Genomic DNA, 25,839 nt, shown 5'->3' with positions numbered 1-25,839 from the left:
TACCCAGCACGCTCAGGTCCGGACAGGTGCGGGGGCACGCGTCTCACCGGGGAAAAACGGCGTGACCCGGACAGACCGGCCCGCCAGGATGGCAGCCATGAGCACCGCTGCGCCCGCCGGCTACCGGCTGACCGAGATCACCGCCGACCGCGTCGAGGAGTTCCGCCGGGTCGACGGCATGGCGTTCGCGTCCACGGAGGCGGATGCGGCCACCGACGCCGCGGTGCCGTTCGCCATCCCGCTGGACCGCGCGGTGGGCGTGGAGACGGACGCCGGGGAGCTGGTGGCCGTGCACGGGTCGTACGCGTTCACGCTGCCCACCCCCGGCGGCGAGCTGCCCTGCGCCGGGCTGACCTGGGTGGGCGTGCGGCCCGACCACCGGCGGCGGCGCCTGCTGTCGACGATGATCCGCGCGCACCTCGACCGCTCGCTGGGGCGGGGCGAGCCGGTGTCCGCGCTGTTCGCCGCCGAGCCCGGCATCTACGGCAGGTTCGGCTACGGCTCCGCCTCCGACGCGGCCACCCTGACCGTCCCGCGCGGCGCCGTCCTGCGCGACGTGCCGGGATCGGCCGACCTGTCGGTGCGGTTCCGCACCCTGGACGCCGCGCAGCACGCGGACCTGGTCGACCGGGTGCACCGCGCTGCCGGCGCGGGACGCCCGGGCTGGATCGCGCGGGGGTCGGACGCCCTCCGGCAGGTCGCCGTGGCCGACCCGCCCGCCTGGCGCGGCGGGGCCGAGCCGGCGCGCCTGGTCACGGTGCACGACGCCGCCGGCGAGCCGCGCGGCTACGCGATCCTGCGGCGCAAGGACACCTGGGGCGACGGGGGCGCCGAGTACCCCGTCCGGCTGCGCGTCGCCGCGGCCGTCGACGCCGCCGCGGCGCACCGGCTGTGGTCGTTCCTGCTGGACCTCGACCTCACCACCACCGTGACGACCGGCATGCTCGCCGTCGACGACCCGCTGCTCGCGCTGCTGGCCGACGCCCGGCGGGCCGTCCCGAAGGTCAGCGACAACCTGTGGGTGCGCCTGCTGGACGTGCCGGCCGCGCTGGCCGGGCGCCGGTACGCCGCGCCCGTGGACGTCGTCCTCGGGGTGCGGGACGACCTGCTGCCCGCGAACGCCGGGTCCTGGCGGCTCGTCACCGGCGAGGTCGGCGCCGACGGGACGTACCCGGCCCGGGTCGAGCGCGCCGACGGTGCACCCGACGTCGAGCTGGACGTGCGCGAGCTGGGTGCGGCCTACCTCGGCGGGCGGAGCCTCACCGCGCTGACCGGCGCCGGCCTGGTGACCGCCGCGCGCCCCGACGTGCTGCACCGGGCCTCGACGGCGTTCGGCTGGCCGGTCGCGCCGGTCTGCCCCTGGGTGTTCTGACCGCGAGGTGGCACGTCTCGCCCGGTGACGCGCGCGTCCCGAGGCGAGACGTGCCACCTCGGCGTCGGGCGGTCAGGCGCGCGCGGCCTCGTACGCGGCGAGCTGGTCGATCCGGCGCTGGTGGCGCGGGTCCTGGCTGAACGGCTCGTTCACGAACACGTCGACCAGCTCCAGCGCGTCGTCCACCGAGTGCTGGCGGGCGCCGATCGCCACGACGTTCGCGTCGTTGTGCTGGCGACCGAGCCGGGCGGTGTCGGTGTTCCACGCCAGCGCGGCGCGCACGCCCGTGACCTTGTTCGCGGCGATCTGCTCGCCGTTGCCCGAGCCGCCGATCACGACGCCCAGGCTCCCCGGGTCGGCGACCACGGCCTCGCCCGCGGCGAAGCACACGGCCGGGTAGTCGTCCTGGGGGTCGTACTCGGGGGCCCCGTGGTCGACGACGTCGTGCCCCGCGGCGCGCAGGTGCTCGACCAGGGCGACCTTCAGCTCGAACCCGGCGTGGTCGGCGGCGACATGGATACGCATGCGCCCATCTTGCCTCAGACCGGACAGGGGTCGACGGCGCGTCCACGATCAGGCCGGGCGCGCGGCCGCGAGGTCGCGCGCCGGCACCCGGACCCGCGAGCGCCGCACGGCCAGCACCGTGAGCCCCAGCCCCGCGACGCCCCACAGCAGCAGCCCGGTCACGGGCCGGATCCAGGACCCGTCCGCGCCGAGCAGCAGCACCCCGAGCGCGTCCGCGAGCTGCGGCACCGGCAGCGCACCGCTGACCGCCTGGAAGAACGGGGGCGCGGTCGCGATCGGCACCAGCGCCCCGACGGCCGCGGCCTGCAGGGCGAGGAACGCGAGCGAGACGACCAGCCCCGCGCGGCCCCACAGCGCGGCCAGCGCCAGGTTCACCGCGGCGAACGACGCCGCCCCCAGCACGGTCACCAGGACCGCGCCGACCGGGTTCGCGGCCCGCAGGTCGAGCAGCGGGAGCGCGACCGCGAGCAGCAGCGCCTGCCCCCCTGCGACCGCGGCCACCGGCAGCCAGCCGCGCAGGACCAGCCGCCCGGCCCCGGCCGCCTCGTACGCCGCACGACGCGGCACCGCGGGCAGCACGAGGAGCACCACCAGGGCGCCGAGCCAGACCGCGACCGGCACCACCACGGGCGCGACCACGGGGTCCTGCGCGGTCAGCGGCGCGGTGGTGTCGTCGGTGACGACGGGCGCGGCGACCACCGTGGCGAGCGTGGACCGCTGGTCGTCGTCGTAGGTCGGCACCTGCTGCGCGCCGGTGCTGAGGCCGTCGGCCAGCGAGCCCACGCCGCCGGCGAGCGACGTGGCGCCGTCGGCCGCGCTGCGGGCCCCGGACGCGAGCCCGGCGGCCCCCGTCGCCGCCTGCCCGGCGCCCGCGGCCAGCCCCGTCGCACCCGCGTCCACCTCCTCCGCCCCGGACGCGACCCCCGAGGCGCCGGTCGCGAGCGTCCCGGCGCCCACGGCGACCTGCCCCGCGCTGGTCGCGACCTCCGCGCTGCCGGCGGCGACCCCGGCCGACGCGGCCGTGAGCTCGTCCAGCCCGGCGACCAGCCCCGACGCGGCCCCCGACAGCCCTGCGGCGCCGGTCCGCACCCGGTCCGCGAGCCCGCGCAGGGACCCCGCACCGTCGACCGCCGCCCGCAGCTCGGCGCACTGCGCGAGGTCGCCGCCCGCGCACCGCGCCGCGAGCGCCGACACGCGATCCGCCAGCGCCGCGAGCGCCGCGGCGTCCTGCTCGACCGCCTCGGCGGGCGCCGGCAGGTCGTGCACGCGGGCGTCGACCGCCGCGATCCCGGCGGCCAGGGATCCCGCCCCGGTGCTCACCGCCGCCGCGCCGCCCGCGAGCGCCTGCGTCCCGGATGCCAGGCCGGCCGCCCCGGACGCGACCTCCTCCGCGCCGGGAGCCAGGGCGCCCGCACCGGACGCCAGCCCGGCCGCCCCGGACGCGAGCTCGCCCGTCGCCGCCGCCAGCTGGTCCGCGCCGGCCGCGACCTGGGCCGTGCCGTCGGCCAGCGACGTCGCCCCGGCCGCAGCCTGCTGGGCGCCGTCCGCGGCCTGGCCCATCTGGTCGGCGATCTGGTTGAAGCCCAGGTACACGTTGTCCAGGTAGGTGCCGGTGATCTGCTGCCCCATCGTCGTGCTCGCCACCTGCGCGACCTGGTCCGCCAGGACCGCGGACACGGCCGAGCGCGCGTCGTCGCCCTCGACCCGCACGGTGGCCTGCACCGGGTCGTCGCCGCCGGACGAGCCGACCGCGGCCGAGAAGTCCTCGGGGATCGTGATCACGGCCGCGTAGCTGCCGTCGGCCAGGCCGGCCGCGGCGTCGTCGGCGTCGGTCAGGGTCCAGCCGAACCCGACGTCGGTGCCGTCCGGCGGGTTGGTGAGGTTGGCGGCCAGCAGGCGGCCCGCCGCGATCGTCTGCGTGTCCGAGCCCTGGCCCGACGTGACGACCTGGTCCGTGTTCACGACGGCCGCGGGCACGGCCCCGAGGCGGTCGAGGCGTCCCTGCAGGGAGCCGAGCAGCGCCAACCCGACCGCCAGCGGCAGCAGCAGCACCACGGCGGCGGTCAGCACGCGGCGGGTGGTCGTGGTCATGGCGTCCCTTCCTGCAGCGGCACGACGAGGGGCGCGACCGCCGGCGCGGCCACGTGCGCGCCACCGGTCAGCACCGGCACCCCGGGCGGGGCCAGCGCCAGCCGCGCCGCCCCGACCACGGCAGCGCCGACGACCACCGTCGCGCCGCGGCCGGCGAGCAGCCGCAGCGCGCCGACGAGCCGGTCCCCGGGACGCCCGCGTGGCGCGAGCACGAGCAGCGGGGGCCGCGTCCCGGCCGCGAGGGCCAGGTCCAGCACCGCGCGCTCGTCGTCGCCGAGCGCGGCGAGCGGCGTCGCGGCCCGGAACCACGGCGGCGCCTGGCCCACCGTCGCCGTGGCGTCGCCCGCGAGCAGCCAGTCGGCCACCCGCAGGGTCCGGCGCAGCAGCGGCCCGCGCCGCCCCGTCGTCCGCGCCGCGAGGGCCTCCGCGACCGACGACCCGACGGTCCCGGGTCCGGCCGTCGGGCCGGCCGGCACGACCAGCGCGACCTGCGACGCGACCGCCCCGGCCTGCGCCGGCAGCGGCCGGTCCAGCACCACCAGCTCGCCCGCGAGCGGCCCGCCCCGCCCCGCGACCGCGAGCAGGAACGCGTCGACCAGCCGTGGGTCGTCCGCCGTGACGCCGAGCAGCCCGCCCGGCCGCAGCACGACGTCGGCCGGCCGGCACGCCGCCCGCTCGGGGGCCTCTGCGGTCGCCAGCACCATCCCGCGGGCGCGCACCACGGCGGGCCCGTGCTCCACCACCCAGATCTCGTGCGCCAGCTGCTCCGCGAGTGCCGCGCCCTCCACGTCGAGCGACGGCAGCCGCCGCTCGAGCGCGTGCGGCATGGTCCACGCACGGTGGCCCAGCAGCACCAGCACGGCGGGCACCAGCGTCATCCGCACCGCGAACGCGTCGACCGCGACGCCCACGGCCAGCCCGAGCGCGATGGGCTTGACGATGTCGCTGCCGCTCGGCACGAACGCGGCGAACACCCCGATCATGATCGTCGCGGCGGCGGTGACCACCCGCGCGGACGCGGTGAAGCCGACGCTCACGGCCCGGTCCGGGTCGTGGTGGTGCGCGTACTCCTCGTGCATCCGGGACACCAGGAACACCTCGTAGTCCATCGCCAGCCCGAACAGCACGCCCATGACGATGATCGGCATGAAGCTGATCACCGGCCCCACCAGGGCGACGTTCAGCAGGTCCGCGCCCCAGCCCCACTCGAACACCGCGGCGGTCACCCCGAACGACGCCGCGACCGACAGCAGGTAGCCGAGGGTCGCCTTGACGGGCACCGCCACCGACCGGAAGACGATCGTCAGCAGCACCAGCGACAGCCCGACCACGACGACGCCGAACGGCAGCAGCGCGGCGCCGAGCTGCTCCGACACGTCGACGCTGACCGCGGTCTGCCCGGTGACCAGCAGGTCGCGGACCCCCGGGTAGGGCGCGACGAGGTCGTCGGCGGCGGCGCGGATCTCGGTGACCAGGTCCTGCGTGCTCTGCGCGGCCTGGCCGCCCTCGGGGATCACCTGGAACAGCGCGGTGTCGGCCGACTGGTTCGGCGTCGCGACGGGGACCGCCACCACGCCGTCGAGCGCGGCCAGCGCCGTGGCGATCCCGGCGACCGCGCCCTGCGGGTCGGTGCTGGCGATGATGTCCGCGGTCACGAGCAGCGGCGCGTTGTAGCCGGGCCCGAACCCCTCGGCGACCAGGTCGTACGTCGTGCGCTCGGGCGACCCGACGGGGGCGGCGCCGTTGTCGGGCAGCGTCAGGCGCAGGTCCTTGGCCGGGATCGCCAGCACCCCGACGCCGACGACGACCACCGCGACCGTCAGCAGCGGCACGCGCGTCGCCACCCGGACCCACCGCGACCCGAGCGTGCCGCCGGTGGCCGGGTCGACCAGCTCCCGCCGGACCGCCCGCGACCCGGGCCGCGGCCGCAGCCGCTCCCCCGCGAGGCCCATCAGCGCGGGCAGGGCGGTCAGCGCGACGAGGACCGCGACCGCGACCGCGCCCGCCGCGGCGACCCCCATCACGGACAGGAACGGGATGCCGACCACCGAGAGCCCGCAGAGCGCGATGATCACCGTCGTCCCCGCGAACACCACGGCGGTCCCGGCGGTCGCCACGGCCCGCGCGGCCGACTCCTCGACCGCCATCCCCTGCGCCAGCTGGTGCCGGTGCCGCGACAGGATGAACAGCGCGTAGTCGATGCCGACCGCCAGGCCGATCATCAGCGCCAGGGTCGGCGTGGTGCTGCTGATCGTCGTCACCGACGCCGCGGCGAGGATGCCGGCCATGGCGGTGGCGACGCCGAGCAGCGCGGTGAGCAGCGGCATCCCGGCGGCCAGCAGCGACCCGAAGGTCACCACCAGCACCAGGACCGCCACCCCGACACCCAGCAGCTCGGTCACGCCGATCTCGACGCCCGTCTCGGTGTAGACCTGCCCGCCGAGGTGCACGGTCACCGGGGCGTCGGCGGCGACGGCCGCCGCGGCCTCCAGCCGGGACGGCAGGTCCTCGGGGAGCGCGGCGAGCTCGGCGTCCAGCTGCACCTGGGACTGGGCGTACCGCTGGTCGTCGGAGACCGCCCCGGCGGGCGCGTCGTCGGCGAGCGGGTCGGTCACCTGCACGACGTCCTCGACCTGGCCGACGGCGGCCACCACCTGCTCGACCACGGCCGCGGCCTCGGCGTCGGTGACCCGGGCACCGTCGTCGGCGACGTACACCACCTGCGCGGTCGCACCCGCGGCCTGGGGGAACCGCTGGTCGAGCACGTCCAGCCCCTGCTGGGACTCGGTGCCGGGGATGACGAACGAGTTCTCCAGCGTGCCGCCCGCCACCGCCGCGACCCCGCCGACCAGGACCACGAGCAGCAGCCAGCCGACGAGGGTCGTGGCGCGGCGCCGGTAGGCGAGTCTCCCGAGCCGGTACAGCCACGAGGACATGGGCTTGCTCCTGCCTCACGAGGGAGGTGCAGCGTGCCGGCGACCGGGCGTCGGTCCCCCAGGGATACCAGCCGGGCCTCGCGGGCGGCAACGGTGCGCCCCGCTGCCGCGCGGCCGCCTCCGCGACCTAGGCTGGCCCCGGCGCGTGCCCGCGCGCCGGCCCGGACCGGAAGGGACCCCTCCCCACCATGACCCGCAGCGGCATCGACTCCTCGGCCCTCGACCCGGCCGTCCGCCCCCAGGACGACCTGTACGCGCACGTCAACGGCCGCTGGGTCGCCGCGCACGAGATCCCGGCCGACCGTGCGATGGACGGCTCCTTCCGCGCCCTGCACGACCAGGCCGAGGAGCAGGTCCGCGACATCATCACCGAGGCCGCCGAGCAGGCGGCCGGCGGCGGGGTGCAGGCGCAGATCGGCGCGCTCTACGCGTCGTTCATGGACACGGACGCCGTCGAGGCCGCCGGCACCGACCCGCTGCGCCCCGACCTGTCCGCGATCGCGGCGGCGTCCTCCCGCCAGGACCTCACCGACGTCCTCGGCACCCTCCAGCGCACCGGCGCCGCGGCCGGCACCGGCTTCTGGGTCGACAACGACGCCAAGGACCCCGAGCGCTACGTCGTCTACCTCTACCAGTCCGGCCTCGGACTGCCCGACGAGTCGTACTACCGGGACGAGCAGTACGCCTCCGTGCTCGCCGCCTACCGCCCGCACGTGGCCCGGATGCTGCTGCTGGGCGGCTGGGCGGCCGACCAGGAGGCCGCCGGCGCCGCCGCGGACCGGGTGCTCGCGCTGGAGACCAGGCTCGCCGCCGAGCACTGGGACGTCGTCAAGGACCGCGACGCCGACCTCACCTACAACCCGACCACGCTCGCCGCCCTGGCCGCCACGGCGCCCGGCTTCGACTGGGAGGCGTGGTCCCGCGCGCTCGGCGCGCCGCAGGGCTCGCTGGACGACCTCGTCGTGCGCGAGCCGTCCTACGCCACCGCGTTCGCCGGGCTGTGGGCGTCCGAGCCGGTCGAGGACTGGCAGGCCTGGCTGGCGTACCACGCCATCACCGCCCGGGCGCCGTACCTGTCCTCCGAGCTCGTCGAGGCGAACTTCGACTTCCACGGCCGGACGCTCACCGGTGCGCAGGAGCTCCGCGACCGCTGGAAGCGCGGCGTCTCCCTGGTGCAGGGCGTGCTCGGCGAGGCCGTCGGCGAGGTCTACGTCCAGCGGCACTTCCCGCCCGCGCACAAGGAGCGGATGGAGGAGCTGGTCGGCCACCTCGTCGAGGCCTACCGCGAGTCCATCACCGCGCTCGACTGGATGGGCGAGGACACCAAGACCAAGGCGCTCGCCAAGCTCGACGCGTTCACGCCGAAGATCGGCTACCCGGTCAAGTGGCGCGACTACTCCGCGCTCGAGCTGAAGGCCGACGACCTGGTCGGCAACGTGCGCCGCGCCTCCGCCTTCGAGCAGGACTACGAGCTGGGCAAGATCGGCAGGCCGATCGACCGCGACGAGTGGTTCATGACGCCGCAGACGGTCAACGCGTACTACAACCCCGGGATGAACGAGATCGTCTTCCCCGCCGCGATCCTGCAGCCGCCGTTCTTCGACGCCGACGCGGACGACGCCGTGAACTACGGCGGCATCGGCGCGGTCATCGGCCACGAGATCGGCCACGGGTTCGACGACCAGGGCTCCAAGTACGACGGCCAGGGCCGCCTCGAGGACTGGTGGACCGAGGCCGACCGCTCCGAGTTCGAGAAGCGCACCTCCGCCCTCATCGCGCAGTACGACGCGTTCTCGCCCGCGCAGCTGAACGGCTCGCACCACGTCAACGGCGCGCTCACCATCGGCGAGAACATCGGCGACCTGGGTGGCCTGTCGATCGCGCTCAAGGCGTACCGGATCGCGCTGGGCACCTCGCTGGACGAGGCCCCGGTGGTGGACGGCCAGACCGGCGTGCAGCGCGTGCTGCTCGGCTGGGCGCAGGTGTGGCGGGCCAAGGGCCGCGACGAGGAGATCATCCGGCGGCTCGCCGTCGACCCGCACTCGCCCGACGAGGTCCGCTGCAACGCGGTGGTGCGGAACGTGGACGAGTTCTACGCGGCGTTCGACGTGCAGCCCGGCGACGGGCTGTACCTCGCGCCCGAGGAGCGCGTGCGCATCTGGTGACGTCGTCCCTGGCGTGACGACGGGCCCGGGGCGACCGCCTCGGGCCCGTCGTCGTCTCACGGCGGAGACACACGGCGCATGCCCGCGCCCCCGCGTTCGACCAGATCAGGGCAGCGTCGTCAGCGCCGCGGTCGCGACCCGGAACCCCTCGCCCGTGTCGTCCACCACGCACGACATCCCGTTCGACGCGCTGGTGCAGGTGTACGGCCCGACGGTCTGCGAGCGCCCGTAGTCGAGCACCGGGGTGTCCGCCGAGGCCACCGCCGGAGCCGGCCCCTCGACGCACGGCGTGGTCAGGCCGTCGGAGGTGTTCAGCACGATCTGGTGACCCGTCGTGCCCGTGCAGCCCTCGGCCGCCGGCACCTCGTACTGGATGTTGGCGATGTCGCAGGTCACGCCGTCGGGCGACATCGTGCAGGTGATGTTCCCGGTCGGGGACGCGAAGGTCTGCGGCTCGGCGCTGGTCGACCCGTCCGTCGCCGCGCCGGAGGCACCGTCGGTCGCCGCGGGCTGCGAGCTGCTGGTCGTCGGACCGGCCTCGGGCGACCCGTCGTCCGGGCCGCCGCCGAGCACCACGATCGCGGCGACGACGAGCGCCAGGACGAGCACGACGTCCACGGCGAGGAAGATCTTCACGCCGCGACTCAGGTTCGCGAGGGCTGCCATGTCCTACCTACCTCCGGTCGGTGCGGCGTCAGTCGAAGACCGGGCCCTTGGTGCGGGTGCGCTTGAGCTCGTAGAACCCGGGCACGCCGGTCACCAGCACGAACCCGTCCCACAGCCGCCCGGCGTCCTCGCCCTTCGGCGCGGGCGTCATCACCGGGCCGAAGAAAGCGGTGCCGTTCACCGCGACGACCGGGGTGCCGACCTCGTCGCCGACCAGCGCGATGGCCTCGGCGTGCGAGGCCCGCAGCTGCTCGTCGAACTCGTCGGTGTCGCCGTAGGCGCGCAGCGACTGCGGCAGGCCGACCTCGTCGAGCGACTCGCGGATGATCGCCCAGGTGTCCGTGCGGCCGCCCGGGTGCCGCCGCGTGCCCAGCGCGTCGTACAGCGGCTTGAGGTGCTCCGCGCCGTACAGCTCCTTCGCCGCGGTGAGCACGCGCACGGCCGCCCAGGAGTCGTCCATCAGCGCCCGGTACTCCTCGGGCAGGTCCCGGCCCTCGTTGAGCACCGACAGGCTCATCACGTGCCAGCGCACGTCGACGTCGCGGACCCGCTGCACCTCGTCGATCCAGCGCGACGTCATCCACGCCCACGGACAGGCCGGGTCGAACCAGAAGTCGGCGGTGTCGCGGGCGGGCTCGAGCGGCTGGGAGTCGGTCACGGGCGGTGCTCCTCACGGGGCGTAGCGGTGCGGGACGTGCTGGATCGTGCGTGGCGGGCGTGGACGGCGCTGTGCGGTGTGCGGACCGCCGCGCCCGCCATCATGCCCCGTGACCCGGGGTCGCTGTCATGTCGGGACGGCCCCGGGGCCCGGCACCCGCGCCCGCGCAGACGCATGCACGCGCTGGTTGGTGGAATGATGCGGCGGACGTGCAGCGACCCGAGCCCTACGAGGAGACACCGCGTGCCCGCTGAGAACCTGACCCGCGACGAGGCCCGCACCCGGGCATCACTCGTCGACGTGCAGTCGTACGACGTGACGCTGGACCTGACCACGGGGCCGGCCACGTTCGGGTCGACGACGACCATCCGGTTCACCAGCCGGGAGGCCGGTGCCGGCACGTTCCTCGACCTCATCGCGCCGACCGTGCGCAGCGTCGTGCTGAACGGCACCGAGCTCGACCCCGCCGAGGTCGTGGCCGACTCCCGGATCCGCCTCGACGGCCTCGCCGAGCAGAACGAGGTGGTCGTCGTCGCCGACGCCGCCTACATGAACACGGGTGAGGGCCTGCACCGGTTCGTCGACCCGGTCGACGACGAGGTGTACCTGTACTCGCAGTTCGAGGTCGCCGACTCCCGGCGCGTGTTCGCGGTGTTCGAGCAGCCCGACCTCAAGGCGACCTTCTCCTTCACGGTGACCGCTCCGGCGCACTGGGTGGTCGTGTCGAACTCCCCCGCCGTGGGCGACCCCGTGCCCGTCGAGGGCGGCGTGAACCGCAACGGCGGCGTCGACCGCGGCACCGCGACCTGGACGTTCGAGCCCACCCCGCGGATCGCGTCCTACATCACCGCCGTCGTGGCCGGCCCGTACCACCACGAGCATGGCGAGCTGACCTCCAGCGACGGCCGGACGATCCCGCTGGGCGTCTACTGCCGCGGGTCGCTGGCGCAGCACCTCGACACCGACAACATCCTCGACATCACCCGCGCGGGCTTCGCGTTCTACGAGGAGCAGTTCGACTTCGCCTACCCGTTCGCCAAGTACGACCAGCTGTTCGTGCCGGAGTTCAACGCGGGCGCGATGGAGAACGCCGGCGCGGTGACGTTCCTCGAGTCCTACGTCTTCCGGTCGAAGGTGCCCGAGGCGACGGTCGAGCGCCGCGCGGTGACGATCCTGCACGAGCTCGCGCACATGTGGTTCGGCGACCTCGTCACCATGCGCTGGTGGGACGACCTGTGGCTGAACGAGTCGTTCGCCGAGTACGCCTCCACCCTCGCCACGGCCGAGGCCACCCGGTGGACCTCCGCGTGGACGACCTTCTCCTCGCTGGAGAAGGGCTGGGCGTACCGCCAGGACCAGCTGCCCTCCACGCACCCGATCGCCGCGGACATCCGCGACCTCGAGGACGTCGAGGTGAACTTCGACGGCATCACGTACGCCAAGGGCGCGAGCGTGCTCAAGCAGCTCGTCGCCTGGGTCGGCCAGGACCAGTTCTTCGCCGGCGTGCGCTCGTACTTCGCGAAGCACGCGTGGGGCAACACCGAGCTGCGCGACCTGCTGACCGAGCTCGAGGCCACCAGCGGCCGCGACCTGTCCGCGTGGTCCGCGCTCTGGCTCGAGCAGTCGGGCGTCACGCTGCTGCGCCCGGAGATCACCTCCGCGGTCGGCGACGACGGCGTCGAGCGGATCACCGCCCTGGCCGTGCGCCAGGAGGTCCCGGCGACCCACCCCGTGCAGCGCCCGCACCGCCTCGTGGTCGGCGGGTACGACGTCGTCGCGGGCGAGGACGGCGAGACGCGGCTCGAGCGGACGCTGCGGGTGGAGCTGGACGTCGACGGCGAGCGCACCGAGGTGCCGTCGCTCGTCGGCGAGAAGCGCCCCGACCTCCTGCTGCTCAACGACGACGACCTCGCCTACGCGAAGGTCCGCCTGGACGAGCGCTCGCTGGCCACGGCCGTCGCGCACCTCGGGCACTTCACCGCGTCGCTCCCCCGCACCCTCGTGTGGGCGGCGGTCTGGGACGCCACCCGCGACGGCGAGACCCCCGCGCGCGACTACGTCGACCTGCTGCTCAACAACATCGCGCACGAGACCGACTCGTCCGTCGTGCTGGTGCTGCTCCGGCAGCTGCACACGGCGCTCGACCTGTACGTGGCCGCGGAGCACCGCCCGGCCACCGAGGTCGCCGCCGCGGACACGCTCTGGACGCTCGCGACCGACGCGGACGGCGGCAGCGACACCCAGCTGCAGCTGGTCAAGGCGTTCGCGGCGCGGGCCTCGACGCCCGAGCAGCTGGACGCCGTCGCGGCCCTGCTGGACGGCGGCACCCGGCTGGACGGCCTGTCGATCGACACCGACCTGCGCTGGGAGCTGCTGACGTCGCTGGTCACCGGCGGCCGTGCCGGGGAGGCGGAGATCGACGCGCAGCTCGCCGCCGACCCGACCGCGACCGGCCAGCGGGCCGCCGCCGCCGCCCGCGCCGCGGTGCCCACCGCCGAGGCGAAGGCCGCGGCCTGGGCCGACGCCGTGGAGTCCGACGCGCTGCCGAACGCCCTGCAGGCCGCGACGATCAACGGCTTCGGCCGCGTGCACGACCGCGCGCTGCTCCGCCCGTTCGTCGCGCCCTACTTCGCCGGGCTGGAGCAGGTGTGGGCCGGGCGCACCAACGAGATGGCGCAGAACATCGTCACCGGCCTGTACCCGACCGAGCTCGCGGACGACCGCGAGGCAGACGTGGCCGGTGCCACCGACGCGTGGCTGGCGGCGCACCCCGACGCGGCGCCCGCGCTGCGCCGGCTCGTGGTCGAGGCCCGCGACGGCGTCCGCCGCACCCTCGCGGCCCAGGAGGCCGACCGGCACTACCACGAGGCCTGACCCCCGGCCCCGCCACCCCGAGCGCGCCCCCGTCCGCCCCGCGGCCGGGGGCGCGCCCGCACCCGCACCGCCGCGCACCCGCACCGCCGCGCGCCCGCACCGCCCCGCGCCCGCACCGCCCCGCGCCCGCACCGCCCCGCGCCCGCACCGCCCCGCGCCCGCACCGCGCGCGTCCGGACGCGCCCGCGCCCGGACCGCCCCGAGCCCGACCGACCGCCCCGAGCCCGCCGCCCCGAGCCCGGACCGCCCCGAGCCCGCCGAGGTAGTGCGTTCTCGCCGAGGTAGTGCGCGAGGGCGCACTACCTCGCGAGGATCGCACTACCTCGGCGGCTTGGGTGGCGGGGGCGGGGGCGGGGTCGGGGGCGGGGGCGGGGGCGGGGGCGACGGTGGGGGCGCGGGGAGGGTGGCCAGCCAGCGGCGGGCGGCGCGGGGGGTGCGGAGGCGGACCACCGGGACCTCGCCGGCGGCCGCCTCGCGGAGGTAGCGCTCGCGGTTGCCGGCGTGGCTGGTCCACGCCCAGAGCACGATGTTCTCCTCCGGGTCGCGCCGCAGCAGGTTCCGCACGGACTCGCGGTTGCCGTGCCAGAGCTCGCGCCGCAGCAGCCCGCGGCCGAGGGTGCGCCGCAGGACCCGGGCCATGACGACCGGCCGGGAGTAGTCGAGCCACACGACGAGGTCGGCCTCGTCACCGAGCCCGGCGCGCGCCGAGGTCCAGTTGCCGTCGACGACCCAGCCGCCGCCAGGCCCGTCGAGGAACGCGCGCAGGATGCCGCGGGCGACCTCGGGGTCCTTGAGCGTCCAGCCCGGACCCCAGAACACCTCGTCGAGCTCGCGGTGCGGCACGCCGAGCCGCGGTGCGAGCGCGCGAGCGAACGTCGTCTTGCCCGCGCCGCTCGTCCCCACCACCCGGACCCGCCGGGGCGGCCACGAGGCCGGGCCGGCCACTCAGCCCTCCGCGAGCACCGCCGCGAGCGACCGCAGGCGGGCGTTCTGGAACAGGTCGTCGAGCAGCACGAGCCGACCGGCGCCGTCGGCCAGCGGCACCTTCCAGTTGGGGTACTCCTGGTCGGTGCCGGGCTGGTTCTGCGCGCGCCGCTCGCCGACCGCGTCGGCCAGCGAGACGCCGACCAGGACGCTGGGCGTGCGCAGCACGTACCGGTGCAGGGCCTCGACGACCTCGCGCTCGGTCGGGTCGTCGCCGAGCAGGCCGGCGTCGCGCAGCACCCGCAGCATGTCCTCGCGCTCGGCGCGGGCGGCGCGCCGCACCTCCTCGACGGGCTCGGTCAGCAGGCCGAGCCGCTCGCGCAGGGCGACGTGCTCCTCCGCGAGGTAGCCGGCCGTCGGCGGCAGGTCGTGCGTCGTGACCGAGGCCAGGGCGAGCTCCCGGTACGCGTCGGGCGGCAGGAAGGCACCGTGGGCGTCCTTCTCGAACCAGAGGATCGAGGTGCCGAGCACCCCGCGCTCGGACAGGTAGTCCCGCACCCACGGCTCGACGTTGCCGAGGTCCTCGCCGATGACGACGGCGCCGGCGCGGTGCGCCTCCAGGGCGAGGATCCCGATCATCGCGTCGTGGTCGTACCGGACGTAGGTGGCGTCGGCCGGGCTGTTGCCCTGCGGGATCCACCAGAGCCGGAACAGGCCGATGATGTGGTCGATGCGGACGGCACCGGCGTGCCGCAGGACCGTGCGGAGCAGGTCGCGGTACGGGCGGTAGGCGACCCGCTCGAGCTCCGCGGGGTGCCACGGCGGCTGGGACCAGTCCTGCCCCTGCTGGTTGTACATGTCCGGCGGGGCGCCGACCGAGGCCCCGCGGGCGAGCACCCCGCCGAGCGCCCAGGCGTCGGCGCCGAGCGGGTGCACGCCGACGGCGAGGTCGTGCATGATCCCGAGCGACATCCCGGCCTCGTGCGCGGTGCGCTGCGCGGTGGCCAGCTGCAGGTCCGCGAGCCACTGCAGCCAGCAGTAGAACTGCACCCGGTCGGCCAGCTCCGTGCGGGCGCGCAGCGCGGCCGGGCTGGCGGGGTCGCGCAGGTCGGCCGGCCACGGCGGCGGACCGTGCTTCTCGACCAGCGCGCACCAGAGCGCGAAGTCCTCGAGCCCGCGGCCCTCCCGGCGGCGGAAGTCGTCGAACGCGGACTGCCGGGCGGCGGAGCGCGGCGCCGCGAACACGACCTCCAGCGCGGCCTTCTTGGCGGCCCAGACGACGTCGCGGTCGATCGGGCCGTCGTCGGCGTCGAGCGCGAGCGCCTGCTCCGCGGACCACTCGACCAGCGCGCGGTCGGCCGAGGACAGGTACGCGGTCTCGTGCACGTCCTCGACGCGCAGGTACAGCGGGTTCACGAACCGCCGCGTGGTGGGCAGGTACGGGGACGGCGTCAGCGGCGGCACGGGCTCGGCGGCGTGCAGCGGGTTGATCAGCAGGAACTGCGCGCCCGCCTCGTGCCCCGACAGCCAGGCCAGGTCGGCGAGGTCCCGCAGGTCGCCCGCGCCCCACGACGCCCGCGAGCGCACGGAGTACAGCTGCACCATCAGGCCCCAGGCGCGGCGCCCCTCGTCGTCCAGCCCGGCGGGCAGCTCCAGCCGATCGGGCGTGACGGCCAGCGGGCTGGCGGCCTCCGCCGACGGGCCGCTGGTGCGCAGCAGGTGCCACCCGAGCGGCAGCCCGGCCGGGATCACGAACGTGGCCCGCCCGACCTGCCGGCCGTCGACGGTGCGCGGCTCCAGGAAGACGTCGGCCTGCTCCAGCTCGACCCGCTCGGTGGTGGCGTCCGCGGCGCGGCGGCCCCGGCCCTCGGCGGCGTCGATCTCGATCCACGCGTGCACGGGGTCGCCGTGCGTGACGTGCACGGGGACCTGGGTCTGCTCGGACTGCCGGGTGACCAGCACCGGCGGCAGCACCCGGCGCCACGGCGTGTCCTCGGCGTGGCGCAGGGCGACCTCGATCCGCTCCGGCGACGTGGCGTCGACGCCCAGCGCGCCGAGCACCGCGACGAGGGTGCCGGGGCTGACCTGCTCGACCCCGCCGTTGAACGCCTCGTACTCGGGAGCGACACCGTGCGCCTCCGCGAGGCGGACCAACGGGTCGGAGTCCTGCGGGGTGTGCTCGTCCACGCCGCCGATCCTGCCAGAGGGCCTCCACCTCCGCCGGTCGCCGCGCAGGTCGGACGCCGGTCGGGTGCCGGTCGGGCTCAGGTCGGGTGCCGGTCGGGTGCGGGTCGCGCGCCGTAGGGTGGCGCGCATGAGTGCTGAGTCCTACCCCGCCGCCCGCCGACTGGACCTGGTGGACGACCTGCACGGCCGCGCCGTGCCGGACCCGTACCGCTGGCTCGAGGACGCCACGGCCGACGAGACCGAGGCGTGGTCCGCCGCGCAGGACGACCTGTACGCGGCGTACCGGGCCCGGGCGACGGCGGGCGACCTCGCCGCCGGGCCGCTGGCCACCGGTCCGCTCACGGAGCGCCTGGCCGAGCTGCTGGGGGCGGGCTTCGTCGGCGCCCCGGCGTGGCGCGGCGACCGCCGGTTCTTCGCGCGCCGCACGGGTCAGCAGGAGCACGCCGTCGTCGTGGTGGCCGAGCCGGACCCGGACGCGCCGGGCGGCGAGCGCGAGCGCGTGCTGGTGGACCCCGTGGTCCTGGACCCCGCGGGCACCACGACGCTCGACGCCTGGCAGCCGAGCAAGGAGGGCCACCTGCTCGCGTACCAGGTGTCGCACGGCGGCACGGAGGAGAGCGTCCTGCACGTCCTCGACGTCGCGACGGGCGAGCTCGTGGACGGTCCGGTCGACCGCGCGCGGTACTCCCCCGTCGCGTGGGAGCCGGGCGGCGGTGCCTACTTCTACGTGCGGCGCCTCGCGCCGGAGCTGCTCCCCGAGGGCGAGAAGCAGTACCACCGGCGCGTCTGGCGCCACGTGGTCGGCACCGACCCGGCCGAGGACCTCGAGGTGTTCGGCGACGGCCTGGACCTGACCAACTACTACGGCGTCTCCGTCTCGCGCGACGGCCGCTGGCTGATCGTGTCCGCCTCGGCCGGCACGGCGCCGCGCACCGACGTGTGGATCGCGGACGTGTCCGCCGCGGCGCCGGGCACCGTCCCGGCGTTCCGCGAGGTCGCCGTCGGCTACGACGCGGAGATCGGCGCGTGGATCGGCCGCGACGGCCGCCTCTACGTGCACACCACGCTCGACGCCGACCGCGGCCGGCTCGCCGTCGCCGACCCCGAGGACCCGGCCGTCCCGCACTGGCGGACGCTGCTCGCCGAGGACCCGGAGGCGGTGCTGGAGGACGTCGCGCTGGTCGACGGCGGCGGGGACGACACGACCCCCGTGCAGCTGCTCGCGTCGTGGCGCCGGCACGCGGTCAGCGAGATCACGGTGCACGACCCGGCGACCGGCGAGCGCCTGCCCGGCGACGCGGGCACCGTCGACCTGCCCGGCCTCGGGTCGACCAGCGGGCTCGTGACGCGGCCGGACGGCGGGACCGACGTGTGGTTCACCTACACCGACCACACCACCGTCTCCCAGGTGCACCGCTACGACGCGACCACCGGCACCACCGCGCTGTGGGCCGCTCCCCCCGGCGCCGTCGCCGACCTGCCGGACGTGCGGGTGCAGCGCCTCGTCGCCACCAGCGCCGACGGCACCGCGGTGCGGGCGTTCGTCGTCGCGCGGGCCGACGCGCTCGACGCCGACGGCCGCCCGCTCGCGCCGGCGCCCACGATCCTCTACGGGTACGGCGGCTTCCAGATCTCGCTGGACCCCGCCTACTCCGCCACGACCCTCGCGTGGGTGGAGGCGGGCGGCGTCTACGTCGTCGCCAACCTGCGCGGCGGCGGCGAGGAGGGCGAGGCGTGGCACCGCGCCGGGCGCCGCGGCGAGAAGCAGCACGTCTTCGACGACTTCCACGCCGTCGCCGACCTGCTGGTGGACGAGGGCTGGACGACGACCGACCGGCTCGCGTGCTGGGGCGGCTCGAACGGCGGCCTGCTGGTCGGCGCCGCGCTGACCCAGCGGCCGCAGACGTTCGCGGCCGTCGTCTGCTCGGCGCCGCTGCTCGACATGGTCCGCTACCAGCTGTTCGGGCTGGGCACGACGTGGTCCGACGAGTACGGCGACGCCGCGAAGCCGCACGAGCTGGACTGGCTGCTCGGCTACTCGCCGTACCACCGGGTCGTCGACGGCACCCGGTACCCGTCGACGCTGTTCACGATCTTCGACGGCGACACCCGCGTCGACCCGCTGCACGCCCGCAAGCTCGGGGCGGCGCTGCAGGCGGCCACGTCGGCCCCGCTCGACGAGGCGCCCGTGCTAGTGCGCCGGGAGAAGGGCGTCGGGCACGGCGGCCGCGCGCTGTCCCGGACCATCGCGCTGACGGTCGAGCAGCTGCAGTTCGTCGCCGACCGCACGGGCCTCGCGGCGACCGTGTCCGACGGAGCCCGCGCCGCGAGCTGACCCCCCGGTCCCTCGCGAGGGTGCAGACGCCGCGGCAGTACGGGCGACATGTCCTCCGGCTTCTGCACCCTCGACGCGCGCAGCGCGGGGGTGCGCGCAGCGCGGGGGGCTGTGGTGGTCCCGTGCGGGGCGGGCGGGGCGGGCGGGAGCGGTGGGAGTCGCGCCCGCACCCGGCCCCGCGGCAGCGCGCGCCGGGCGCCGTTGGCTAGCGTGTCGGGGTGATCCTCTCGACCCTGCTGCCCTCCGCACCCGACCCCGACCTGGGCGCCGAGATCGGCGACAACGCGAACACCGTCGTGACCTGGCTCCTCGGCCCCGGTCTGCGCATCGCGCTGATCATCGTCATCGGCGGCATCTCGCTGCTGCTGATCCGGCGGCTGATCAAGGCGGTCACCGAGCACATCGCCGAGGGCACCTCGCTGCTGCAGCGTGGCCTGGCGCGCCCGCTCGGCGGCACCGAGGTCGCCGCCGCGCTGCGCAAGGTCAACCCGATCACCAACGCCCGGCGCACCCAGCGGGCCCGCACCATCGGCTCGGTGCTCCGGTCGACGGCCGGGATCGTCGTCGGCTCGATCGTCGTGCTGCTGATCCTCGACCAAGTGGGCGTCAACATCGCGCCGTTCATCGCCTCCGCGGGGATCATCGGCGTGGCGTTCGGCTTCGGCGCGCAGAGCCTCGTGAAGGACTTCCTGTCGGGGCTCTTCATGCTGCTCGAGGACCAGTACGGCGTCGGCGACGTCGTCGACGTGGGCTCGGCCCAGGGCACGGTCGAGGCGGTGGGGCTGCGCGTCACCAAGGTCCGCGACGCCGACGGCACCCTCTGGTACATCCCGAACGGCTCGATGCTCAAGGTCGGCAACAAGACCCAGGGGTGGGCGAACGCCGTCGTCGAGGTGAAGGTCGACTACTTCGCGGACCTCGACCAGGTGCGCGACCTGCTGGTCGGTGCGGCCGCCGAGCTCGCGAAGGACCCGGAGCTCGGCCCGTCGATGGAGGGCTCCGCGACGGTCAACACCGCCGAGGACCTCACGTTCGACGCCGTCACCGTGAAGCTGGTGCAGCGCACCGCGCCGGCGCGGCAGTGGGCGGTCGCCCGGGCGCTGCGGTCCTCGGTGCGGCAGACGCTGGAGGCCGCGGGCGTGCCCCTGGCCGGCCAGCGCGAGGCCCTGGAGGCGCACCGCGAGCGCGCCACGGGCCAGCCGGAGCCGACCTCCGCGGACTGACCCCCGGGACGACGACGGCCCCGGGCCGCACGGGACTCGCGTCCGTGCGGCCCGGGGCCGTCGTGCTGCGGCTCAGCGCAGGCCGTCGAGCTCCGCGGCCAGGTTGTCGGCCTCCGGGCCGACGATGACCTGGACGATGCGCCCGGAGCGGACGACGCCGAACGCGCCGGTCGCCTTGAGGGCGTCCTCGTCGACCTGCTGCGGGTCGGTGACCTCGACCCGGAGCCGGGTGATGCACGGCTCCAGGTCGACGACGTTGCCGCCGCCGCCCAGCGCCACCAGGATCTGCTCTGCCTTGCTCATGGAACCCCCGTCGTGCTCTGTGGCCGGACCTGCCCCCGCGGCCGCGGGTGCGCGGCCATCTGCCGCTCAGCCTAGTCCGCGCTCCGGCTGCTGCGTGCTCACCACCCGTGGTGGTGGTGCGTGCGGTGCGAGACTGTCGCCATGACCGTCCAGCCGCCGCTCCCCGAGCCCCGACCGGCCGGCGCCGCCCTCCCGCTCAGCGCCGCCGCCCCCGCCCCGGTGCAGCCGGCACCGCCGGACAGCTCCGAGGCGCGACGCCGCGAGTCGTTCTACGAGGCCGTCGGCGGGCACGAGACGTTCGTGCGGCTGGTCGACGCGTTCTACGAGGGCGTCGCCGGGGACCCGGTGCTGAAGCCGATGTACCCCGAGGAGGACCTGGTCCCGGCGCGCCGACGGCTGACGATGTTCCTCGAGCAGTACTGGGGCGGCCCGACGGCCTACTCCGAGGAGCGCGGGCACCCGCGGCTGCGGATGCGGCACATGCCCTTCACCGTCGACCCCGACGCCCGGGACCGGTGGATCGCGCACATGCGGGTGGCCGTCGACCGGCTGGGCCTCGCGCCGGTGTACGAGGCGACGCTGTGGGACTACCTCGAGCGGGCCGCGCACTCGCTGGTGAACAGCGCCGGACCCCGCTGACCGCAGCCGCCGCTCCCCCGCCCGTGAGAGGCTGGCGGGCGTGACCGAGGCTGCACCGACGGGCGCGACGACCGCCCCCACGACCCCGACCGACACGATCGCCGCCCTGCTCGGCGTCCTGGACCTCACGCCCACGGACTCGCCCGAGCGGTTCACCGCGCGCAACCTGCCGAAGCCGGGCGGGCGCGTGTTCGGCGGCCAGGTGATCGCCCAGGCGCTGGTCGCCGCGGGCCGCACCGTCCCCGCCGGCCGGCTGCCGCACTCGCTGCACGGCTACTTCCTGCGGGCCGGCGACGTCGCGACGCCGGTCGAGCTCGCCGTGGAGCAGCTCCGGGACGGCCGGTCGTTCTCGGCCCGGCGCACGCACGCCGCGCAGGACGGCGCCCCGATCCTGTCGATGATCGCCTCGTTCCAGGAGGAGCAGGAGGGCCTCGAGCTGACGCAGCCGATGCCCGAGGTGCCCGCACCGGAGGACGTCGAGTCGGCGATGGACCGGATGGGCCACCTGGACCACCCGATCGCGCGGTTCTGGACGCACGAGAGCGCGTTCGACGTCCGGCACGTCGGCGGCTCGATCTACCTCGGTCCCGCCCCGGACCCCGCGCAGCCGCAGCGCGTGTGGATGCGCGCGAAGGGCCCGCTGCCCGCCGACCAGCTGCTGCACCGCGCCGTCCTGGCGTTCGCGTGCGACCAGATCATGCTGGAGCCGGTGCTGCGCCGCGCCGGGCTGTCCTGGCTGACGCCCGGGCTGTCGGTCGCGAGCCTCGACCACGCGATGTGGTGGCACCGGGACGTGCGGGTGGACGACTGGCTGCTCTTCGACCAGGACAGCCCCACGGCGCAGGGCGGCCGCGGGCTCGGCACCACGCGCGTGTTCAGCCGGGACGGCGTCCTGGTGGCGACCATCTCGCAGGAGGGCATGGTCCGGGTCCCGACGGCCTGACGTCCGCCCGCTGCTCCGCTGGCGGGGCTTCCGCGGCCGGGGCATGGTGTCCCGGTGGTGAGGCTGCGACGGGTCCGGATCGACTCCCCGGGGTGGACCCGGCGACGTGCCGGGAACGGGTTCTGGTACCTGGACGTCGACCGCTCGACCCGGATCGACGACCCCGAGCACCTGGACCGGATCGTCGCCCTGGCGATCCCGCCGGCGTGGCAGGACGTGTGGATCAGCCCCTGGCCGAACGGTCACATCCAGGCCGCGGGGCTCGACGACGCGCAGCGCCGCCAGTACCTGTACCACGAGCAGTGGCGGCGCCGGCGGGACCGGCTCAAGCACGACCACGTGCTCGACGTCGCGCGCCGGCTGCCGTCCGCGCGCCGGTCCGTGCGCCGGGACCTGGCGCTGCCCGGGTTCCCCCGGCCGAAGGCCCTGGCGCTGGCGTTCCGGCTGCTCGACCTCGCGTACTTCCGGGCGGGCGGCGAGGGCTACGCGCAGCGGAACGGCTCCTACGGGCTGGCGACGCTGCGCCGCGAGCACGTCACCGTCCTGACCGACGACGACGGCGCCGAGAACGCCGTGCGGTTCCACTACCCCGCCAAGTCGGGCCAGGTGCGGGACGTCGTGGTCGAGGACGAGCAGGTGGCCCAGCTGGTCGGCACGCTGCTGCGCCGGCGGGGCGGCGGCCCGGAGCTGCTGGCCTGGCAGGACGACGACGGCTGGCACGACATCACCAGCGCGGAGGTCGGTGCCGACGTGAAGCACCGGCTCGGCGACGACGCCAGCCCCAAGGACTTCCGGACGTGGCACGCGACCGTGCTCGCGGCACGCGGCCTGGCGGCGGCCGGCCCCGCACCGCGGTCCGAGCGGGCGCGGCGGCGGGTGGTCAGCCAGGTCGTCAAGGACGTGTCGGGCGAGCTCGGCAACACCCCCGCCGTCTGCCGGGCGTCCTACATCGACCCGCGCGTGGTCGAGCTGTGGCAGCACGGGACGACCATCCGGCCGACCCGGTCGCAGGCGGTCGCGGAGAAGGAGACGCTGGCGCTGCTCGGGTGACCCGGCTCAGGGGCCCACGACCGCCAGTGCGAAGCCGTCCCAGCCCTTGCTGCCGACGGTCTGCAGCGCCGTCGCGGTGAGCCGCGGGTGGCTGCCCAGGTCGTACAGCACGGCTCGGGACCCCACGACCCGCTCGTCCCGGGAGCGGGCGTCGGCCACGGCACCGCCGCGCACGACGTTGTCGACCACGATCACCGTGCCCGGGTGCGCCAGCGCGACGGCCAGCTCGAGGTAGCGGGCGTTGCTCGGCTTGTCGGCGTCGATGAACACCAGGTCGAACGGCTCCTCGCCCGCGTCGACCAGCGCCTGGGCCGAGTCGGCGGCCGGCCCCTCGACCAGGCGCACCCGGTGCGCGACGCCCGCGCGCGCGAAGTTCTCCCGCGCCACGGCGGCGTGCCGCGGGTCGATCTCGAACGTGGTGACGTGCCCCTCCGGTCCGACTGCTTCGGCGAACCACAGGGTGCTGTACCCGGCGAGCGTGCCGAACTCCAGCACCCGCCGGGCCCCCGAGATCCGGACGAGCAGCGCCAGCAGCGCGCCCTGCGTCGGCGACACCTCGATCGCCGGCAGCCCGGCGGCGCGCCCCGCCTCCCGCGCGGCGACCAGCCGTGCGTCCTCGTGGACCAGCTCGCCCGCCAGGTAGTCGTCGACTCTCGCCCAGTCCCGCTCGTCTCCCGCCATGCCCCGATCATCCACCCGGCGGTTGCGGATGCGGGACGGGGGCGCGCGCCGCAGACTGCGGAGCGTGCCCCAGGACCCCACCGTGACCAGCCCCTCCGCGAGCGCGCCCTCCGGCGAGGACCTGCTCCCCGAGCCCGTCGCCCGCACGCTGCAGGGCCGGGTCCCGGGCGTCGGCGACGACGGCCGGCCGCGGCCCGACGCCCCGCTCGTCGCGGTCACCGGCGTCACCGGCTACGTCGGCGGCCGCCTGGTGCCGGAGCTGCTCGCCGCGGGCTACCGCGTGCGGGCCGTCGCACGCCGCCCCGAGCGCCTGCGCGGCCGGCCCTGGTACGACGCGGTCGAGGTCGCCCAGGCCGACGCGAGCGACGCCGACCAGATCCGCGCGGCGCTCGACGGCGTCGACGTCGCCTACTACCTGATCCACTCGCTCGGCACCGGGCGGAGCTTCGAGCAGCGCGACCGGTCGACGGCCCTCACCTTCGGCCGGGCCGCGCGCGAGGCCGGCGTCGGCCGGATCGTCTACCTGGGTGGGCTGTCCCCGGACGTCGAGGACCTGTCGCCGCACCTCGCCTCCCGCAAGGAGGTCGGCGAGATCCTGCTCGCGTCCGGCGTGCCGACGACGGTGCTCCGCGCGGCCGTGATCCTCGGGTCGGGGTCCGCGTCGTTCGAGATGATGCGGTACCTGACCGAGCGGCTGCCGGCGATGACCGTGCCCAAGTGGCTCGAGAACCGCATCCAGCCGATCGCCGTCCGCGACGTCCTGCGCTACCTGGTCGGGTCCGCGTCGATGCCGCCCGAGGTCAGCCGCGAGTTCGACATCGGCGGGCCCGACGTCCTGACCTACCGCGACATGATGCAGGGCTACGCCCGGGCCGCCGGCCTGCCGCGGCGGCTCATCGTGAAGGTGCCGGTGCTGACTCCGCGGCTGTCCAGCCTCTGGGTCGGCCTGGTCACGCCGGTGCCGTCGGGGATCGCGCGGCCGCTGGTCGAGTCGCTGATCCACGAGGTCGTCTGCGAGGAGCACGACATCGCCGAGCACGTGCCCGACCCGCCCGGCGGCCTGATCGGCTTCGACCGCGCCGTCCACCTCGCGCTGGAGCGCATCCGCGAGGCCGACGTCACGACCCGCTGGTCCTCGGCCGGGCTGCCCGGAGCGCCGAACGAGCCGCTGCCGTCCGACCCCGACTGGGCCGGCGGCTCCCTCTACGAGGACGAGCGCCGCATCGTCGTCGACGCGTCCCCCGCCGCCCTGTGGCGGGTGCTGGAGTCGGTCGGGGGCGAGCGCGGCTGGTACTCCTGGTCGCTCGCGTGGCGCCTCCGCGGGCTGGCCGACCGCGTCGTCGGCGGACCCGGGCTCCGGCGCGGGCGCCGCGACCCGCGGCACGTCGTCGTCGACGACGCCGTCGACTTCTGGCGGGTCGAGGAGGTGGACCGCGGCCGGCTGCTCCGCCTGCGCGCCGAGATGCGGGTGCCGGGCCTGGCGTGGCTGGAGCTGCGGGTGGAGCCGGACGGCGAGGGGTCCGACCCGGCCGACGTGTCGTCCGAGCGCTGGCGGTCCCGGCCCACGACGTTCGCGCAGCGCGCGGTGTTCCACCCGCACGGCCTCGCCGGACAGCTCTACTGGTGGGCGGTGTACCCGTTCCACGGCATCGTGTTCGGCGGGATGCAGAAGAACATCGCCCGGGCGGCCGAGACGGCGGAGCGGTCGCGCCGGGACCTGCCGGGCGACCAGCCCGCCTGACGCGCGCCGACCCTAGCGCCCGCGGCGGCGGAACGTCGGGGGCTCCTCGACGTACGGCAGCCACGCCGCGCGCTCGGCCTCGCCGATCCGGCGCGGCGACCCCGACCCGGCGTCGACCAGGACGAGGGTCGTGACGGCGCGGGCGTACGGGTCCGCGGCGCCCGGCTCGGCGTCCTGCACCTCGTAGCAGACGTCGATGCTCGCGCCGCCGAGGTGGCCGATCCACATCTCGACGACCACGGGCGTGCGCCGGTAGCCCAGCGGGCGCAGGTACTCGACCTCCTGCCGGGCGACGAGCGTGGCCGTCTGCGCGCCCGGTCCGGCGTCGAGCACGGCGGTCGGCCAGTGCTCGGCGGCGGGCGGGGTGTCGTCCCCGGCGGGCGCGGCCGGGGCGGGGTGCGCCCAGAACGCCTCGATCCGCGCCTCCTCGAGCAGCCGCAGCATCTCGACGTTGTTGACGTGCCCGTAGGCGTCCATGTCGGACCACCGCAGCTGGACCGGGACGAGAAGCCTGGTCATGCACCCT

At 75.9% G+C, this 25,839-nt stretch carries 19 protein-coding genes; 9 read left to right on the top strand and 10 right to left on the bottom strand.

Going from position 1 to position 25,839, the window contains the following annotated elements:
* The first annotated feature begins 97 nt into the window (after window positions 1-97).
* The gene (locus ACWPWW_RS17670; protein ID WP_454051629.1) at window positions 98-1,372 is read left to right on the top strand and encodes a GNAT family N-acetyltransferase; all 1,275 of its coding nucleotides are present in this window, start codon (window positions 98-100) and stop codon (window positions 1,370-1,372) included.
* A gap of 72 nt (window positions 1,373-1,444) precedes the next feature.
* Here ACWPWW_RS17670 and ACWPWW_RS17665 read toward each other — a convergent pair whose 3' ends face one another.
* Genes ACWPWW_RS17665 through ACWPWW_RS17655 form a run of 3 tightly spaced genes read right to left on the bottom strand, consistent with a single transcriptional unit; the run spans window position 1,445 to window position 6,924 of the window.
* Window positions 1,445-1,897, bottom strand: a complete 453-nt coding sequence (locus ACWPWW_RS17665) for a ribose-5-phosphate isomerase (RefSeq protein ID WP_454051628.1) — start codon at window positions 1,895-1,897, stop codon at window positions 1,445-1,447.
* 48 nt (window positions 1,898-1,945) lie between these two features.
* Entirely contained in the window at window positions 1,946-3,988 is a 2,043-nt protein-coding gene (locus tag ACWPWW_RS17660; RefSeq protein WP_454051627.1) for a YhgE/Pip family protein, read from the bottom strand.
* The gene (locus ACWPWW_RS17655) at window positions 3,985-6,924 is read right to left on the bottom strand and encodes an MMPL family transporter (protein WP_454051626.1); all 2,940 of its coding nucleotides are present in this window, start codon (window positions 6,922-6,924) and stop codon (window positions 3,985-3,987) included. Before ACWPWW_RS17655 ends, ACWPWW_RS17660 begins: the two co-directional genes overlap by 4 nt.
* A gap of 188 nt (window positions 6,925-7,112) precedes the next feature.
* Between ACWPWW_RS17655 and ACWPWW_RS17650 the strand changes: the two genes are divergently transcribed.
* Window positions 7,113-9,089, top strand: coding sequence for a M13 family metallopeptidase (locus ACWPWW_RS17650; RefSeq protein WP_454051625.1), 1,977 nt, complete (start codon window positions 7,113-7,115; stop codon window positions 9,087-9,089).
* Between the two features lie 105 nt (window positions 9,090-9,194).
* Here the strand turns inward: ACWPWW_RS17650 and ACWPWW_RS17645 are convergent, their stop codons facing one another.
* Both ACWPWW_RS17645 and ACWPWW_RS17640 read right to left on the bottom strand, forming a co-directional pair.
* A complete protein-coding gene (locus ACWPWW_RS17645) occupies window positions 9,195-9,755 on the bottom strand; it encodes a hypothetical protein (protein ID WP_454051624.1) in 561 nt (186 codons plus the stop codon).
* Window positions 9,756-9,783: 28 nt separating this feature from the next.
* Window positions 9,784-10,413: a mycothiol-dependent nitroreductase Rv2466c family protein gene (locus ACWPWW_RS17640; RefSeq protein ID WP_454051623.1), complete on the bottom strand. Its 630-nt coding sequence runs from the start codon at window positions 10,411-10,413 to the stop codon at window positions 9,784-9,786.
* 243 nt (window positions 10,414-10,656) lie between these two features.
* Here ACWPWW_RS17640 and pepN point away from each other — a divergent pair, with 243 nt between their 5' ends.
* Window positions 10,657-13,287: an aminopeptidase N gene (gene pepN / locus ACWPWW_RS17635; protein WP_454051622.1), complete on the top strand. Its 2,631-nt coding sequence runs from the start codon at window positions 10,657-10,659 to the stop codon at window positions 13,285-13,287.
* A gap of 318 nt (window positions 13,288-13,605) precedes the next feature.
* Here pepN and ACWPWW_RS17630 read toward each other — a convergent pair whose 3' ends face one another.
* Both ACWPWW_RS17630 and malQ read right to left on the bottom strand, forming a co-directional pair.
* Window positions 13,606-14,190 (bottom strand): toxin, encoded by a 585-nt coding sequence (locus ACWPWW_RS17630; protein WP_454051621.1) that lies wholly within the window; start codon window positions 14,188-14,190, stop codon window positions 13,606-13,608.
* Between the two features lie 42 nt (window positions 14,191-14,232).
* Window positions 14,233-16,398, bottom strand: coding sequence for a 4-alpha-glucanotransferase (malQ, locus tag ACWPWW_RS17625; RefSeq protein ID WP_454051620.1), 2,166 nt, complete (start codon window positions 16,396-16,398; stop codon window positions 14,233-14,235).
* 127 nt (window positions 16,399-16,525) lie between these two features.
* On the opposite strand from malQ, the gene ACWPWW_RS17620 reads away from it, so the two are divergent.
* Window positions 16,526-18,733: a prolyl oligopeptidase family serine peptidase gene (locus ACWPWW_RS17620; protein ID WP_454051619.1), complete on the top strand. Its 2,208-nt coding sequence runs from the start codon at window positions 16,526-16,528 to the stop codon at window positions 18,731-18,733.
* A gap of 218 nt (window positions 18,734-18,951) precedes the next feature.
* A complete protein-coding gene (locus ACWPWW_RS17615) occupies window positions 18,952-19,956 on the top strand; it encodes a mechanosensitive ion channel family protein (protein WP_454051618.1) in 1,005 nt (334 codons plus the stop codon).
* Between the two features lie 72 nt (window positions 19,957-20,028).
* On the opposite strand, the gene ACWPWW_RS17610 is transcribed toward ACWPWW_RS17615, so the two are convergent.
* Window positions 20,029-20,259, bottom strand: a complete 231-nt coding sequence (locus tag ACWPWW_RS17610; RefSeq protein WP_213281815.1) for a glucose PTS transporter subunit EIIB — start codon at window positions 20,257-20,259, stop codon at window positions 20,029-20,031.
* A 219-nt stretch (window positions 20,260-20,478) separates the two neighbouring features.
* Here ACWPWW_RS17610 and ACWPWW_RS17605 point away from each other — a divergent pair, with 219 nt between their 5' ends.
* Genes ACWPWW_RS17605 through ACWPWW_RS17595 form a run of 3 tightly spaced genes read left to right on the top strand, consistent with a single transcriptional unit; the run spans window position 20,479 to window position 22,891 of the window.
* On the top strand, window positions 20,479-20,898 hold the full coding sequence (locus ACWPWW_RS17605) for a globin (protein WP_454051861.1): 420 nt from the start codon (window positions 20,479-20,481) through the stop codon (window positions 20,896-20,898).
* Between the two features lie 40 nt (window positions 20,899-20,938).
* Window positions 20,939-21,841 (top strand): acyl-CoA thioesterase, encoded by a 903-nt coding sequence (locus ACWPWW_RS17600; protein ID WP_454051617.1) that lies wholly within the window; start codon window positions 20,939-20,941, stop codon window positions 21,839-21,841.
* Window positions 21,842-21,895: 54 nt separating this feature from the next.
* Window positions 21,896-22,891, top strand: a complete 996-nt coding sequence (locus tag ACWPWW_RS17595) for a DNA topoisomerase IB (RefSeq protein ID WP_454051616.1) — start codon at window positions 21,896-21,898, stop codon at window positions 22,889-22,891.
* A gap of 6 nt (window positions 22,892-22,897) precedes the next feature.
* Here ACWPWW_RS17595 and ACWPWW_RS17590 read toward each other — a convergent pair whose 3' ends face one another.
* Window positions 22,898-23,572, bottom strand: a complete 675-nt coding sequence (locus tag ACWPWW_RS17590; RefSeq protein WP_454051615.1) for an O-methyltransferase — start codon at window positions 23,570-23,572, stop codon at window positions 22,898-22,900.
* Window positions 23,573-23,600: 28 nt separating this feature from the next.
* Here ACWPWW_RS17590 and ACWPWW_RS17585 point away from each other — a divergent pair, with 28 nt between their 5' ends.
* Complete coding sequence (locus ACWPWW_RS17585; RefSeq protein WP_454051860.1) at window positions 23,601-25,313, top strand: SDR family oxidoreductase; 1,713 nt, start codon at window positions 23,601-23,603, stop codon at window positions 25,311-25,313.
* Window positions 25,314-25,325: 12 nt separating this feature from the next.
* On the opposite strand, the gene ACWPWW_RS17580 is transcribed toward ACWPWW_RS17585, so the two are convergent.
* A complete protein-coding gene (locus ACWPWW_RS17580) occupies window positions 25,326-25,832 on the bottom strand; it encodes an acyl-CoA thioesterase (RefSeq protein ID WP_454051614.1) in 507 nt (168 codons plus the stop codon).
* Window positions 25,833-25,839: the final 7 nt, after the last annotated feature.

This window comes from Cellulomonas sp. Marseille-Q8402 (assembly GCF_965119525.1).
Note: the sequence above shows the minus strand (reverse complement) of the source record. Positions and strands in the feature narration are given on the sequence as shown.

Excerpts from the sequence above, each read along its gene's own strand:
- ACWPWW_RS17645 (WP_454051624.1), bottom strand. The coding sequence starts at position 9,755 with ATGGCAGCCCTCGCGAACCTGAGTCGCGGCGTGAAGATCTTCCTCGCC.
- ACWPWW_RS17665 (WP_454051628.1), bottom strand. The coding sequence starts at position 1,897 with ATGCGTATCCATGTCGCCGCCGACCACGCCGGGTTCGAGCTGAAGGTC.
- ACWPWW_RS17655 (WP_454051626.1), bottom strand. The coding sequence starts at position 6,924 with ATGTCCTCGTGGCTGTACCGGCTCGGGAGACTCGCCTACCGGCGCCGC.
- ACWPWW_RS17650 (WP_454051625.1), top strand. The coding sequence starts at position 7,113 with ATGACCCGCAGCGGCATCGACTCCTCGGCCCTCGACCCGGCCGTCCGC.
- ACWPWW_RS17670 (WP_454051629.1), top strand. The coding sequence starts at position 98 with ATGAGCACCGCTGCGCCCGCCGGCTACCGGCTGACCGAGATCACCGCC.
- ACWPWW_RS17620 (WP_454051619.1), top strand. The coding sequence starts at position 16,526 with ATGAGTGCTGAGTCCTACCCCGCCGCCCGCCGACTGGACCTGGTGGAC.
- ACWPWW_RS17590 (WP_454051615.1), bottom strand. The coding sequence starts at position 23,572 with ATGGCGGGAGACGAGCGGGACTGGGCGAGAGTCGACGACTACCTGGCG.
- ACWPWW_RS17660 (WP_454051627.1), bottom strand. The coding sequence starts at position 3,988 with ATGACCACGACCACCCGCCGCGTGCTGACCGCCGCCGTGGTGCTGCTG.
- ACWPWW_RS17580 (WP_454051614.1), bottom strand. The coding sequence starts at position 25,832 with ATGACCAGGCTTCTCGTCCCGGTCCAGCTGCGGTGGTCCGACATGGAC.
- ACWPWW_RS17585 (WP_454051860.1), top strand. The coding sequence starts at position 23,601 with ATGCGGGACGGGGGCGCGCGCCGCAGACTGCGGAGCGTGCCCCAGGAC.
- ACWPWW_RS17610 (WP_213281815.1), bottom strand. The coding sequence starts at position 20,259 with ATGAGCAAGGCAGAGCAGATCCTGGTGGCGCTGGGCGGCGGCGGCAAC.